The 13,888-nt window shown below is 72.0% G+C and carries 11 protein-coding genes; 4 read left to right on the forward strand and 7 right to left on the reverse strand.

Annotated features, from left to right (window positions below):
- Positions 1-55: 55 nt before the first annotated feature.
- Positions 56-748: an alpha/beta hydrolase gene (locus tag SD460_RS35655; protein ID WP_290052749.1), complete on the reverse strand. Its 693-nt coding sequence runs from the start codon at positions 746-748 to the stop codon at positions 56-58.
- A gap of 117 nt (positions 749-865) precedes the next feature.
- On the opposite strand from SD460_RS35655, the gene SD460_RS35660 reads away from it, so the two are divergent.
- Both SD460_RS35660 and SD460_RS35665 read left to right on the forward strand, forming a co-directional pair.
- Complete coding sequence (locus SD460_RS35660) at positions 866-1,594, forward strand: SIS domain-containing protein (RefSeq protein WP_290052751.1); 729 nt, start codon at positions 866-868, stop codon at positions 1,592-1,594.
- Between the two features lie 390 nt (positions 1,595-1,984).
- Positions 1,985-3,160 (forward strand): serine hydrolase domain-containing protein, encoded by a 1,176-nt coding sequence (locus SD460_RS35665; protein WP_318307353.1) that lies wholly within the window; start codon positions 1,985-1,987, stop codon positions 3,158-3,160.
- Between the two features lie 64 nt (positions 3,161-3,224).
- Here the strand turns inward: SD460_RS35665 and SD460_RS35670 are convergent, their stop codons facing one another.
- Together SD460_RS35670 and SD460_RS35675 are read right to left on the reverse strand one after the other, a co-directional pair.
- Positions 3,225-5,096, reverse strand: coding sequence for an ABC transporter ATP-binding protein (locus tag SD460_RS35670; RefSeq protein ID WP_290052753.1), 1,872 nt, complete (start codon positions 5,094-5,096; stop codon positions 3,225-3,227).
- Between the two features lie 98 nt (positions 5,097-5,194).
- Positions 5,195-5,635 carry a MarR family winged helix-turn-helix transcriptional regulator gene (locus tag SD460_RS35675; protein WP_290052756.1) on the reverse strand — a complete coding sequence of 147 codons (441 nt, stop codon included), beginning with the start codon at positions 5,633-5,635 and terminating at the stop codon, positions 5,195-5,197.
- 71 nt (positions 5,636-5,706) lie between these two features.
- Here SD460_RS35675 and SD460_RS35680 point away from each other — a divergent pair, with 71 nt between their 5' ends.
- Entirely contained in the window at positions 5,707-6,558 is an 852-nt protein-coding gene (locus SD460_RS35680; RefSeq protein ID WP_290052759.1) for an LLM class flavin-dependent oxidoreductase, read from the forward strand.
- A gap of 33 nt (positions 6,559-6,591) precedes the next feature.
- On the forward strand, positions 6,592-7,935 hold the full coding sequence (locus tag SD460_RS35685) for a glycosyltransferase 87 family protein (RefSeq protein WP_290052760.1): 1,344 nt from the start codon (positions 6,592-6,594) through the stop codon (positions 7,933-7,935).
- Here the strand turns inward: SD460_RS35685 and SD460_RS35690 are convergent.
- From SD460_RS35690 to SD460_RS35705, 4 genes are all read right to left on the reverse strand, one after another.
- A complete protein-coding gene (locus SD460_RS35690; RefSeq protein ID WP_003071237.1) occupies positions 7,922-8,131 on the reverse strand; it encodes a helix-turn-helix domain-containing protein in 210 nt (69 codons plus the stop codon). The genes SD460_RS35685 and SD460_RS35690 overlap by 14 nt on opposite strands.
- A 178-nt stretch (positions 8,132-8,309) precedes the next feature.
- Positions 8,310-9,938, reverse strand: a complete 1,629-nt coding sequence (locus SD460_RS35695) for an ABC-F family ATP-binding cassette domain-containing protein (protein ID WP_290052761.1) — start codon at positions 9,936-9,938, stop codon at positions 8,310-8,312.
- 182 nt (positions 9,939-10,120) lie between these two features.
- Entirely contained in the window at positions 10,121-10,762 is a 642-nt protein-coding gene (locus SD460_RS35700) for an acVLRF1 family peptidyl-tRNA hydrolase (protein ID WP_290052763.1), read from the reverse strand.
- Between the two features lie 59 nt (positions 10,763-10,821).
- The gene (locus SD460_RS35705; RefSeq protein ID WP_290052765.1) at positions 10,822-13,734 is read right to left on the reverse strand and encodes a S8 family serine peptidase; all 2,913 of its coding nucleotides are present in this window, start codon (positions 13,732-13,734) and stop codon (positions 10,822-10,824) included.
- Positions 13,735-13,888: the final 154 nt, after the last annotated feature.

Raw genomic sequence — 13,888 nt, forward strand, 5'->3', positions numbered from 1 at the left:
CTAGTTCGCCGCACCCCGCGGCGCGCTTCGCCGAATCCCCTGCCCGGGGCGGGCTTCACACGGGTATTCGGAGCCGCTCGGGCCCCGGAGCGGCCCATGCGCCGCGAAGCTCGGCACCGGCGTCCCCAGCGAGCACTTCCAGTGTGAAAGCAATCGTCAGCCGGGTCCACACGGACGAGCGGCGCAGCATCGCGTGCCCCTCGTTGGCGATCTCGAACCGGGCCACCCGGGCGGCGACGCCCTCGGCGCGTTCGGCGAAGGCGTGGGACTCCGCCGGGCTGGTCATCCGGTCGCGGGTGCCGTGCACGATGAGCACCGACCGCCCGGCCACGGCCCCGACCGGCTCGCCGCGCGGGGTCCAGGGCGCCAGCGCGCAGACCCCGCGCACGGCGGGGTCGTCGGCGACGCGCAGCGCCACCCGGCCGCCCATGGAGTGCCCGACCAGCACCACCGGGACACCGGGGTGCTCGGCGTGGATGCGATCGAGGGCCCAGCGCGCGTCGTCGAGGGGGTCCATGGCGGGGGCGTTCCAGCCGTAGCGCCGGTTGCGCAGCAGCCGCACCTCGACGCCGCGCCGGCGGCCGGCGCGGTGCAGGGCGCGCGCGATCGGGACCATCCGCAGGTAGGCGAGCTTCCAGGGCGGCACGGGACCCGTGCCCCGCTCCGCACCGCCGTGCAGCACGAGCACGACCGCCTCGGTGCGCCCGCGCGCCGGCCGCACCGACACCGCCGGTTCCGCCTCGCTCACCCGCGTCCTCCTCCTCGCCCGCATTCGGGTCAACCTGGATCGTCCACCCGGCTATTCCACCGCGCACCACCATCTTCGCGGTAGATTCGGCGCCCGATCCCCGACGGAAGGGTGGGTGTGGTGAGCGCCACGGACATCTCCGGCAGTGTCGCCAAGCAATTGGCGGACGTCGAGCAGGCCAACGCCGAGGCAGTGCGCGAAGCGGCGGAGCTGGTCCTGGGGGTGATCCGGGCCGACGCACTGGTCTATACCGCGGGGGCCGGGCACTCGCTGGCCGCCGTGGCCGAGACGTTCTACCGGGCCGGCGGGCTCGCCTGCGTCTACCCGCTCTACCACCCGGACCTGCTGCCCCTGCACGGCGCGGTGAGCAGCACGCAGACCGAGCGGCGCACCGGACTGGCCGCGGAAGTGCTGGCCGAGCGCGCCCCGGGCCCGGACGACGTGCTGGTGGTCTTCTCGACGTCCGGCTCGAACCCGTACCCGGTCGAGCTGTGCATCGAAGCGCGCGAGCGCGGCGCGGCGGTCATCGCGATCACGTCGAGGGCGTGCGTGGCGGCGGCGCCGAAGCGCTCGTCGAGCAACCTCGTGGAGCAGGGCACGGTGGTGCTGGACTCGCTCGTCATCCCCGGCGACGCGAGCTACCCGCCGGACGCCCCGCGCACCGCGCCGCTGTCCACTGTGGTCAACGCGTTCCTGTGGAACCTGGTGCTCGCCCAGGTCTACGACCGCGGCGCGGCCGAGGGCATCGACATCCCGCTGTGGCGCAGCTCCAACGTACCGGGCGGCGACGAGGCCAACGCGGCGCTGCTGGAGAAGTACAGCGCGCTCGTTCCCCGGCTGCGGTAGCCGGGCGGCGACCCCGGAGAACGTGGTCGCGAATGACTCATTCGCGACCGCCGGATGTGGGGACTCCGGCGAAGTCGCGCTTGTCCGCGCCGCATTCGCCCGGCGCCCTTCGCCTCGACGGCGCGCGAACCGGCGCGCGTCCCACCAGGACCAGCGACCGACGCAGTGGTCGCGAATGACTCATTCGGGACCTCCGAGGTCCCGAATGAGTCATTCGCGACCTTCCGGACCCGCCGAGACGCGAGCGAGGGGCTCTTCGGCTCGCGGCGGGGCGACCCCCAGTCCGTGAAAAAGCACCGGCCGGGCACGCCTTGACGGGCGTGCCCGGCCGCTTTAGCGTCGGCATACCGACTGGTCGGTGTGGACCGGTCGCTCCCCCGAGGAGGTCCGATGGACAGCGCCACGGCGACGGTGCACGGCGAGTGCGCGCCCGGTTTCGAACCGGTGCGCGAGGCCTTCGAGGAGAACTTCCGCTCCCGCGGCGAGCTGGGTGCCGCGTTCACCGCCACCCGGCACGGCGAGGTCGTGGTGGACCTGTGGGGCGGCTGGACCGGGCCGGCGCGTGACGCCGCCTGGCAGCCGGACACCCTCGCCAACGTGTGGTCGACGACCAAGGGCATGACCGCGCTCTGCGCGCACCGGCTCGCCGACGCCGGCGAGCTGGACATCGACGCGCCGGTCGCGAAGTACTGGCCGGAGTTCGCCGCCGCGGGCAAGGCGGAGGTGCCGGTGCGGTGGCTGCTCTCGCACCGCTCCGGCGTGCCCGGCATCGGGCTCGACCGGCCCGTCCGGGTCGAAGAACTCTACGACTGGGACCTCATGACGTCGCTGCTGGCGGCCCAGGAACCGCTCTGCGAGCCCGGTTCCGCGGGTGGCTACCACGCGCTGGCCTACGGGTGGCTCGTCGGCGAGGTCGTGCGGCGGGTCGCCGGGCAGGGCATCCGCGAGTTCTTCGCCGAGCAGGTCGCCGTTCCGCTCGGCGCCGACTTCTCGATCGGGCTGGCCGACGACGCCGACCTGGGCCGGTGCGCGACCCTGGTCGACCCGGTCATGACCGAGGAGGTGGCGAACGCGCTGGCGGCGGCGTTCGCGAGCGCCGGCCCGGTCGCGCAGGCCGCGCTGGCCAACCCGCGCCTGTCCGGCCACGACGCGAACGAACCGGCGTTCCGCCGGGCCGTCCTGCCGGCGTTGAACGGCCACGGCACGGCCCGCGCGATCGCCACGATCTACGGCGCGCTGGCCACCGGCGGGCTCCTGTCCGCGCCGGCGCTGGCGAAGGCCCGCGAGAGCCAGGGCAAGGAGATCGACGCCGTGCTCGGCCTGCCGAACGAGTGGGGCCTGGGCTTCTACCTCGGCAGCGACGCCCGCGGCTTCGGCCCGAACCCGGCGGCCTTCGGCCACGACGGCCTCGGCGGCTCCACCGGCGGCGCCGACCCGGAGAACGGCATCTCGTTCGGCTACACGCTCAACCAGCTCGGCCCGCTCATCCGCGACGACCCCCGCAAGATGGCCCTGGTCAACGCGGTGTACGAGAGCTTGGGCCTCGTGAGTGTTCAGGAGGGTTAGAACCCTCCTGAACACTCACGACCAGCCGCGGCAGAGTGCTTTCCGCGAGCCGGCCCGGCGCCGGTCACGCCACCGCGGGCTCCTGGTCCGCGAACTGCGTCGCGTGCAGCGTCGCGTACCGCCCACCGCGGGCCAGCAGCTCGTCGTGCGTCCCGCGTTCGACGATCTCGCCGTGCTCCAGGACCAGGATCTGGTCCGCCGCGCGGACCGTCGACAGCCGGTGCGCGATCACCAGCGCCGTCCGGCCGGCCAACGCGTGCGTCAGCGCCTCGCCGACGGCCGCCTCGGACTCGGAGTCCAGGTGTGCCGTCGCCTCGTCGAGGATCACGACCTTGGGCTGGGCCAGCAGGAGCCGGGCGATCGTCAGCCGCTGGCGTTCGCCGCCCGAGAGCCGGTAGCCGCGCTCCCCCACCGTCGTTTCGAGGCCGTCGGGCAGGGAGTGGACCAGCTCGCCGAGCCGGGCGCGGTCGAGCGCCTCCCAGATCTCGTCGTCGGTCACGCCCGGCCGCGCGTACGCCAGGTTCGCGCGGATCGTGTCGTGGAACAGGTGCCCGTCCTGGGTCACCACGCCGACGGTTTGCCGCAGCGAAGCGAAAGTCAGCTCGCGGACGTCCACATCGGACAGCCGGACCGAACCCTCGTCGACGTCGTACAAGCGCGGCAGCAGCGAAGCGATCGTGGACTTCCCCGCCCCCGACGACCCGACCAGCGCGACCATCTGCCCCGGCTCGGCGCGGAACGAGATGCCGTGCAGCACCTCTTCGCCGCCGCGGTGGTCGAGCGTGGCGACGTCTTCCAGCGACGCCAGCGAATACCGGTCCGCCGCCGGGTACCCGAAGCGGACGCCGGAGAACTCGACCGAAACCCCTTCCGAGGGCGGCAAAGCACGCGCGGACGGCTTCTCCTTGATCATCGGCTCGAGGTCGAGGACCTCGAAGACCCGCTCGAACGACACCAGCGCGGTCATGACGTCGACGCGCACGTTGGCCAGCGCGGTCAGCGGCGCGTAGAGCCGGGTCAGCAGCAGCGCCAGCGCGACCACGGTGCCCGGCGCGAGCTTGCCGGTCAGCGCGAGGTAGCCGCCGAGGCCGTAGACCAAAGCCTGCGCCAGCGCCGAAACCAGGGTCAGGCTCGTCATGAACCAGCGGGTCAGCATCGCGGTGCGCACGCCGATGTCGCGCACGCGCCCGGCCCGCAGCGCGAAGTCGTCCGCTTCCTGCACCGGACGGCCGAAGAGCTTCACCAGCGTGGCGCCCGGCGCGGAGAACCGCTCGGTCATCTGCGTGGTCATGCCGGCGTTGAGGTTCGCGGCCTCCCGCTGCAGCCCGGCCATCCGGCGGCCGAGCCGGCGCGCGGGGATCACGAAGATCGGCAGCAGCACCAGCGCGATCAGCGTGACCTGCCAGGACAGCGTGAGCATGACCGCCAGCGACAGCGCCAGCTGGATGACGTTGGTGACCAGCCCGGACAGCGTCGCGGTGAACGTCCGCTGCGCGCCGATGACGTCGTTGTTGAGCCGGGAAACCAGCGCGCCCGTGCGGGTCCGGGTGAAGAACGCGACCGGCATCCGCTGCACGTGCTCGAACACCGCGCGGCGGAGGTCGAAGATGATGCCCTCGCCGATCCGCGCGGACTGCCACCGCTCGATCAGGCCGAACCCGGCGTCCGCGATCGCCAGCGCGGCGATGACGACGGCCAGCCACACGACCACCGACAGGTCGTGCCCGCCGACGATCGCGTCGACCACCTTGCCCGCCAGCACCGGCGTCGACACGGCGAGGACCGCCGAAACCACCGTCAGGACGAGGAAAGCCAGCAGCCGCCGCCAGTGCGGCCGGGCGAAGCGGGCGACGCGCTTGAGCGTGCCGCGGCTGAGCCCCTTCGGCACGTCGTCGGCGCGCATCGCCGAACTCCACAGCCCCCACATGTTGTCCATGGGAAAACCCCCAGTCTCTAAACCTCTACCTTAGCTGAGGTTTTCTCCGGATATGACCTGGACAACGCCACCATCGCCCGTTTCCTTCCCGCCGCCGTTCACTCCGCGCGAACGACCCGTTCCAGCGCGCTCCGCAGTCCTTCGGCATCCTCGGCGGCCAACGGTGCCAGCAACAGTGCCTCAGCCTGCCGGGTGACCTCTTCTCCCGCTTCGCGGACCCGCTCGCCTTCGGCGGTCAGCGTGACCAGGCGCTTGCGGCGGTCGCCCGGCGCGACCTCGCGCCGAACCAGACCCTTGGCCTCGAGCTCGTCGACGAGCGCGACCATCGTCGTCCGGTCGACGCCGAGGCGCACTGCACCGTCCTGTTGCGACTGCCCCGGCCCGTCACCGAAGAGCGCGAGCAGCGCGAGCTGCCGCCCGGTGACGCCGAGCGGTTCGTACCGCGGCTCGGCCAGCTCGGCGAGCCGCAGCTGCGCGTGCTTGAGCAGGTAACCGAGCCGCCGGGTGACGGCCGGGGGCGCTTCGAGGTCGCTGGACACAGGAGGACTCTACCCTTAGGCTGATCGTCAGTTTTGCTGATGATTTATAAGACTGATAATCAGGAGCACACATGACCACGATCGGACTGAAACCACCCCAGCAGCACCTCGGCATCGCCGAGCTCCGCGAGACGTGGGCGATCGCCGACGACGCCGGGTTCGACGGCTGCTGGGTGTTCGACCACCTCGCCCCGATGGGCCCGGACCGCACCGGCGACGTCTTCGACGGCTGGAGCCTGCTGGCGGCGATGGCGGAGGCGACGAGCCGGGTCCGCATCGGCTGCCTGGTGGCCGGGAACACCAACCGCCACCCGGGCACCTTCGCGAAGATCGCGGCCACGATCGACCACCTCTCCGGCGGCCGCCTCGACGTCGGCCTCGGCGCGGGCGGCGACACCCACACCGACGCGATGATGGGCACCCCGACCCCACCGGCCGTCGAACGCGTCGAAAGACTCGCCGAGGCCTGCGAAATCCTCCGTCTGCTGTGGACCCGGCCGGTGACGGACTTCCGCGGCCGCCACTACACGCTGACCGGCGCCGTCAGTGATCCGAAGCCGCTCCAGGCGAAACCGCCGCTGTGGCTGGGCAGCAGCGGGGAAAAGCGCGGCCTGCGGGTGGTCGCCGAGCACGCCGACGTCTGGCTCAACGCGGCCTTGCCGGGGACGGACATCGCCGAACTGCGGCGGCTTTCCCGGGTCCTCGACGAGCACTGCGCCGCCGCCGGCCGCGACCCGGCCGCGATCCGCCGCGCCGTGCAGTTCCGGCTGCCGCCCGGCCCGGACGCGGCGCTGCGGCTGGCGCGGGACTACGTCGAGGCGGGCTTCACCGAGCTGGTCCTGATGCCCGCCGGGCCGGACGGCGTCGTCGCGGCCTGCGAAACGGCGGCGAAGCTGCTCCCCCGCCTGCGAGACGTCGACTGAAGCCGTCAGCGGGGCGCTCGGTAGCCTGACCGGGTGGGAACGGAGGTGGGCCGGGCGCCCGCATGGCGGCGCGCGGCACGGCTCTTCACCGCACCTTCGCGCACCCTCGAAGCCGCCCCCTTGCGATGGGATCTGGGCTTCTACCTGGTCTGCCTGGCTTTCGCGCTGCCGACCGCGCTCATGTCCGAGTTCTACGGCTACCGCGTCTGGGGCAACTTCGCGACGGTCGCGTACGGCTTCGGCGTGCTGCACAGCGGGTGGCTGCTGTGGTCCGCCCGACGGGGCCGCGAGCCGCGGGGCGTGCTCGGTTCGCGCTGGTGCGCCATCGCCGCCGTCGGTTTGTTGGCAATGATCCTTCCGTTGGCGCTCCTGGTGATCCGGCGACTGACCGGAGTGGACTGGCTGATCACGCCGTTCTCCTGGGCCGCGCAGCCCGAGGTGTGGGTGATCGAGCGGTCCGCGGATCTGCTGCTGCACCACGGAACCCCGTACGTCGACGTCACCACGCTCGGCCGCGCCCCCGAAGTAAACGATTACACGCCCTACGGTCCCGTGATGGCACTCTTCGGCCTGCCGCGGGCGCTGTTCGGCGGTTCACCGGTGGCGGACGCGCTCACCGACGCCCGCTGGGTGTTCGCGCTGGCCGCCTGCGCGTGCGTGCTGGGCACGCTCAAGCTGCTGAAGTGGCCGAAGGTGCCGGTCGGGGCCGCGCAGCTCGCGCTCGCCTGCCCGCTCACCGCGCTCACCTGGGCCGTCGCCGGCCCGGACCTCGCGATCGTCGGCCTGCTGGTGCTGGCGTGCGCGCTCGCGGCCACCGGGCGGGTCGCCTGGTCGGGACTCGTGCTGGCGCTGGTGATCAGCGCCAAGCTCATCGTCGCGCCCGCGGCCGCGGTGCTGGCGGTGTTCGTGCTGGTACGCCGCGGAAAGCCCGCGCTGACCCGGTTCGTGGCGGCGCTGGTGGCGACGACGGTCGCGCTGCACCTGCCCGTGTACCTCGTGGACCCGGCCGCGTTCGTCGAACACGTCTTCCGGTTCCCCCTCGGGATGGGCGCTGTGCGGTCGCCCGCGGCGAGCCCGTTGCCGGGCCACCTGATCGCCGGTCTCGGCGTGGTGGGCCAGGTGACGGCGTTCGTCCTCGTGGGCGCCGCCGCCGTGGCCATGCTGGTCTGGCTGGTGCGCCGGCCCCCCGCGAACGGCTCCGGCGCACTCCTGCGCATCGCCGTCGGACTCGGCGCGTTGATCCTGCTGACCCCGGCCACCCGGTACGGCTACCTGGTGTATCCCCTGGTCCTGCTCGGGGCCCACCTGGTGTTCCGCGTGGCCGAAGACTCCACTGCGCGCCCCCCGCGCAGCAGTTCCCGAACTACTTCTTCTTGACCCGCGTCGCCCCGCCGCGCCCCCGCAGCTGGACTCCGGACTCCGACAGCACCCGGTGCACGAACCCGTAGGACCGGCCCGTCGACTCCGCCAGGGCCCGGATGCTGGAGCCCTTCTCGTATTTCTTCTTCAGGTCAGCGGCCAGCTTGTCGCGCGTGTTGCCGGTGATCCGCGCGCCTTTCTTGAGATCAGCCACGTCGATCGCCTTCCCGCCGAGAGTGTTCTGGGCCACATATCGGCCCCTGCCGGGGCAATGATCGAACACTGAGCGCCGGATTGCCAGACGACAGCCGTAAAACGACCGAAATTGCGATCACATTGGGCCATTCCAGTGCCTCGCCGGGAGTGATCTTGCACCCGAATGGACGCACCCCTCAGGCAAGCTGGACAAGTTCCAGATAGTCCGCCGACCAGTGGTCCTCGGTCCCGTCGGGCAGCAGGATGACCCGCTCGGGCTCCAGCGCCTCGACCGCGCCCGGGTCGTGGGTCACCAGGACGACGGCGCCGGAGAAGCTGCGCAAGGCGTCCAGGACCTGCGCGCGGCTGGCCGGGTCGAGGTTGTTCGTCGGCTCGTCGAGCAGCAAGACGTTGGCAGCGCTGGAGACCAGGCCGGCCAGCGCGAGCCGGGTCTTCTCGCCGCCGGAAAGCGTGCCGGCCGGCTGGTCGAGTTGTTCGCCGGTGAAGAGGAACGAACCCAGCAGGTTCCGCAACTCCTGCGCCCCGGTGTCCGGAGAGAGATGTCGGATGTTTTCCCACACCGACGCATCATGATCAAGAGTTTCGTGTTCCTGAGCGTAATAGCCCAAACGCATTCCGTGACCCGGCACGATCTCGCCGGTGTCCGGGGTTTCCATTCCGCCGAGCAGCCGGAGCAAAGTGGTCTTTCCCGCACCGTTCAGCCCGAGTACGACCACCTTCGAACCGCGGTCGATCGCGAGGTCGACGCCGGTGAAGATTTCCAGTGAGCCGTACGACTTCGACAGCCCCTCGGCGGTCAGCGGCGTGCGGCCGCAGGGCGCCGGGTCGGGGAACTTGATCCGGGCGACCTTGTCGGCGACCCGGGTCTCGTCGAGCGAGGACAGCATCTGCTCGGCGCGGCGGGCCATGTTCTTGGCCGCCACGGCCTTCGTCGCCTTCGCGCCCAGCTTCGCGGCCTGCTGCTGCAGCGCCGACGCCTTCTTCTCGGCGTTGGCGCGCTCGCGGCGGCGGCGCTTCTCGTCGGTCGCGCGCGCGTCGAGGTAGCGCTGCCAGCCCATGTTGTACAGGTCGAGCTCGCCGCGGGTGGCGTCGAGGAACCAGACCTTGTTGACGACGTCGGCGAGCAGCTCGACGTCGTGGCTGATCACGACCAGGCCGCCGTCGTGCTGCTTGAGGAAGCCGCGCAGCCAGTTGATGGAGTCGGCGTCGAGGTGGTTGGTCGGCTCGTCGAGCAGCAGGATCGTCTCGGACTTGCCGCCGGCACCCGCTTCGGCCGCGGCGAACAGGATCCGGGCCAGCTCGACGCGGCGGCGCTGACCACCCGACAGCGTCTGCAGGGTCTGCGCGAGAACCCGGTCGGCGAGGCCCAGGTTCGAGCAGATCCGCGCGGCTTCGCTCTCCGCCGCGTACCCGCCGAGGGACGCGAAGCGCTCTTCGAGCCGGGCGTAGCGGTTGATGGCCTTGTCCCGCGCGGCCTCGTCGACGAGCTCGGCCATGGAGGCCTGCGCCTTCTCCATGTCGCGCATCAGCTTGTCGAGGCCGCGCGCGGAGAGCACGCGGTCCTTCGCGGTGACCGAAAGATCACCTTCGCGCGGGTCCTGCGGCAGGTAGCCGAGCTCACCGCTGCGGCGGACGTCGCCCGCGTGGGGCTCGCCCTCGCCGGCGAGGACCTTCAGCGAGGTGGTCTTGCCCGCGCCGTTGCGGCCGACGAGGCCGATGCGGTCGCCGGGCTGGATGCGGAGGGTGACGCCGTTGAGCAGGATGCGCGAACCCGCGCGCAGCTCAAGGCCGGTGGCCGTGATCAAGGGAACTCCCGTGGACGGGGGTGAACGGAGGACAGCGTCAGGCGGCCGCGAAGGCCGCGGCGTCACTCCAGCTGGATATCCACGGAGACCAGTGTACGGGGCGGGGTCCACGGGTTTTTCCGGACGTGTGCGGTCTCACCCGGGTCGTGAGTGGTAAGTCGGGTTAGAACCCGACTTAGCACTCACGAGGGGTCGCGCAGCGTGACCTGCACCGACAAGGCGCGGACGGCGGCTTCCTCCAGGACCGCCCGGCTCGGCTCGGCGATCTCCAGCACCCGGGGTTCGGCGCGGGCGAACAGCGGCGCCAGCCGACGGTCTTCACGCAGCTCCTCGAGGGCCCGGCGGTCGCCGCCGAGCACCACGGCGTCCACTTCGGACAGTCGGGGGACGAGCACCTCGAACGCGTCCCGCGCGGCGGCCTGGAGCGCCTGCCGCGCCTGTCCGGCGCGACGCCGGGCGAAGCGCTGCTGCGACCAGCCGCCCGCGGCGGACCGGCCGTGCACGAGGTGCCGGTCGGTGCGCGAGACCTCGACCCGCCCGTCCCGGGCGATCCCGACGCTGTGACTGCCGAGCCGCACCAGCAGGAGCGCGATCCGCCGCGGCACCGAGACGTGCGCGGCGAGGGAACCGCCGTCGAGCGGTCCGAAAGGGACGGTCGCGGTCGCGGTGGCCCCGTCGGCCGCGGTCACCCGGACCTCGAACGGCGTGGTTTCGGTGGCGGCGATCCCGCCGTGCCGTTCGCCGAACCGGGCGAAGAAGCCGTCCAGGCGTTCGGGCGGTACTTCGACCGCGCGACCGCCACCGGCGACTTCCCTGGGCTTCACGGGGAAAACGGTACGGGGCCGCCGCGAACTTCGCGACGGCCCCGTACCGGTCTACGGGTTTACAGCGGGTGCACCGGGCCGTTGTTGGTCACGCCCCGCACGTTCGACGGCGCGCCGGCCGCCGGGGGCTGGACGAACCCGTTGATGTGCAACGCGACCGCGCGGATCGAACCGGAGTCGCTCGCCGCCGCGTCGACCACCGAGAACGTCCACGTGCCGTCCGCGGCCGCGCCGGTCAGGCCGCCGGTCAGGGACTGCGTCGGCCGCCAGGTGCCGGTGAACGGCGCGTTGGCCGAGGTCACCGTGCTGAACGCCGCCGCCGCGTTGTCGGCGAAGACGACCTTGCACAGGTTCTTGCCCGAGCTGCCGTTGCGCTGGAACACGGTCGCCTTGGCACCCGAAGGCGCGGTCAGCGTGCCGACCAGGTCACCGACGTACGAGTGGTTCAGGCCCACCGTCGTCGAGGCCGGGTCCGTGCTGCACGTGGTGCCGTCCACGGAGAACGTCACCTTGGACGCGCGGCCGACCCCGGTGACCGGGATGGTCACCGACGCGCCGACCGGGCTGTTGTCCGGGATCGCCACCGGCTCGCCGGTGTAGGCGAAGTCCTGCGCGACCGGCGACGGGGTGCCGACCGGCAGCGAGAACGACGTCGTCGTCGGCGAGTGCGCGCCGGCGAAGGTGACGCGGGCGTTCAGCACCACCGGCACGCCGAGCTGCTGGCTCGCCGGGACGGTGATGGTGAAGTCGTTGACGCCGGTCTGTCCCGGGCTGATGGTGCCGTAGGACTTGGACCGCGGCGCGACCGTGACACCCGGGGTCGGGCTGGTGAGCACGACGCTGGTGGACACGGCGGTGCCGTCGCCCTCGTTGGTCACCGGCAGGGTGACCTTGGCGGTGTCGCCCGGGTCGAGCGCCGAGCCGCCGTCGGCCGGGGTGACCGTCGGCTGCTTCGCCACCGCGAGGGGCTGCGGGCTGGCCCCGGTGTAGGCCAGCACCTTGTCCGCGAGGATGACGCCGGCCCCGGTGAAGTTGTCGCGGCCCGGGGTTTCGATGTCGATCGCGGTGGTGATCAGCGCCTCGCGGACCTCGGACGGCGGCAGCCCGGGGTTGCCGGACAGCACGAGCGAGGCGATGGCGGCCGCGTGCGGCGCGGCGGCCGAGGTGCCGAAGAACGGGTTGAAGCCGGTCACGCTGGTGGTGACGCCGTCGGCCGCGGTGATCTCCGGCTTGTTCCGGACCTCGCCGCCGGTCGAAGACACGTTGCCCGGGGTGATGGGCGTGCCGTCGGCCTCGTAGAACACGCGCCGCGGGCCGTCGGAGCTGAACCGCTCGGCCTTGGTGGCGCCGCTGAACGAGCCCGGGTACGGGCCGGCCGGGTTGGCCGGGTCACCCGGCTCGAGGAGCCGGCCGAAGGCCTTGGCCGCCGGGGCCGCCGCGACGCTGAAGGCGTCCCGCGCGGCCGAGTGGCCGACCGTCACGCCCGGGGTGTTGAAGGCCTTCAGCCCGTCCGCCGAGTCGGAGAACCGGCCGCGCAGCGCGGACAGCGACAGGTAGCGGTTCTGGCCGGAGAACTTCACGATGGCCAGCCGCAGCCCGGTGCCGCCGAACGACGGCGTCGTGATGCGCTCGTACGGGTCCTGGGTGCCGGTCTGGACGTCCTGGCTGAAGCTGACGACCGCGCCCGCGGAGTTGAGCAGGTAGAGGTCGTAGTCGTTGGCCGAGGCGCCCAGCGGGTCGGACCAGTGCAGCGTCACCGGGACGCCGGCCGAGGAGGCGTTCGAGATGGGCTCGTAGATCTGGTTGCCCGCCGCGCCCGCGAAGTTGTGCGCGGTGCCGGCGAACTTGCCGACCGACTTGCCCGAGTCGACGAAGTCGCCTTCCCAGTGCCCGGCGGTGCCGCTGGTGACGTTGCCTTCGTTGCCCGCCGAGGAGAAGTACAGCGCGCCGTCGGCGGTCACGTCGTTCACGGCCTGGGCGATGATCCAGTCCTGGAACGGCGATTCCTTGAAGTAGATGACGTCGTCGACGATGACGTCGCAGTGCGACTCGAAGCGCAGCTTGCGGATGTTGTCCGCGAAGCTGGCGTCGGAGTTGAACGCGGAGGCGAAGCCCAGCTTCGCGTTGGGCGCGAGGTCGTGGATGATCTCGAGCATCGCGGTGCCTTCGTCGCCGTCGCCCTCCTGGCCGGCGATGACGTCGACGTCCGGCGGCAGCTCGCCCTTGGCGACCGAAGCGGCCAGGGAGTCGACGCCGTCGGACAGCGCGCACGCCTTCACGCCGACGCCGGTGACGCCGAACTGCTGGCGCGCGAGGTCGGCGTTGTGCGCGCGGTCGCCCTCGCTGGTGAGGGTCGCGGCCGCGGCGGCGCTGCGCTGCGCCTTGGCGTTCACGGCTTGCTGCAGTTCGCCGGCGATGCGGTCGGCCTTCTGCTGCTTGGATTCGGTCTTCCCCGGCGTCGTCGCGGGGGTGGCCAGCTCGCGGGCGGTCATCGCCTCGTCGGCCCGCTCGACGCGCTTGACGTCGCCGCGGGCGGCGATCTCGCCGAGCGCGCTCACCGGGACTTCGGCGCGGACGCTGCCGTAGCGGTCCGACACCGCGCGGATGCCCGCCCCGGCCTTGGTGAGCCCGGCGATCAGGTCCGGCGACACCTTGCTCGCGCGGATGTCGACCAGCGCGGTCCCGGCCGGGGAAACGGCGGCCCCGGACTGCAGTGCGTTCAGCTGCTTCGCCGTGCCCTTCGCGGCGACGAGCAACTGGCTGTCCAACTTGGACTCGGTGGCGGTGCGCCCCGCCTTGACCGCCTGCAGGGCGGCGATCTGCTGCTGCGCGGTTTCGGTGAACGCGTCCGGCGTGGACGCGGTGGCGGCCCCCGCGGCGGGCGGGGAAACCAGGCCGAGCGCGGCGAGCAGTGCCGCGGCCCCGGCGGTGAAGGCGGTGGATCTCGATCTCGTGGAACGGGTACGACGCACGTGCGCCCTCCGAATCTCCAGGCGCGTGCCCCGACTCACGCTGACCGACAGCCGGTGATCACCGGCTGGATCAAGCTAAGTACGGTGAGTTCAGCGTAAAAACCCGCCGTTCGAGTGACAAAGGACAGGTATTTTCCGGAACCGGACGGACGTC

This window comes from Amycolatopsis solani (assembly GCF_033441515.1).
GTDB lineage: Bacteria > Actinomycetota > Actinomycetes > Mycobacteriales > Pseudonocardiaceae > Amycolatopsis > Amycolatopsis solani.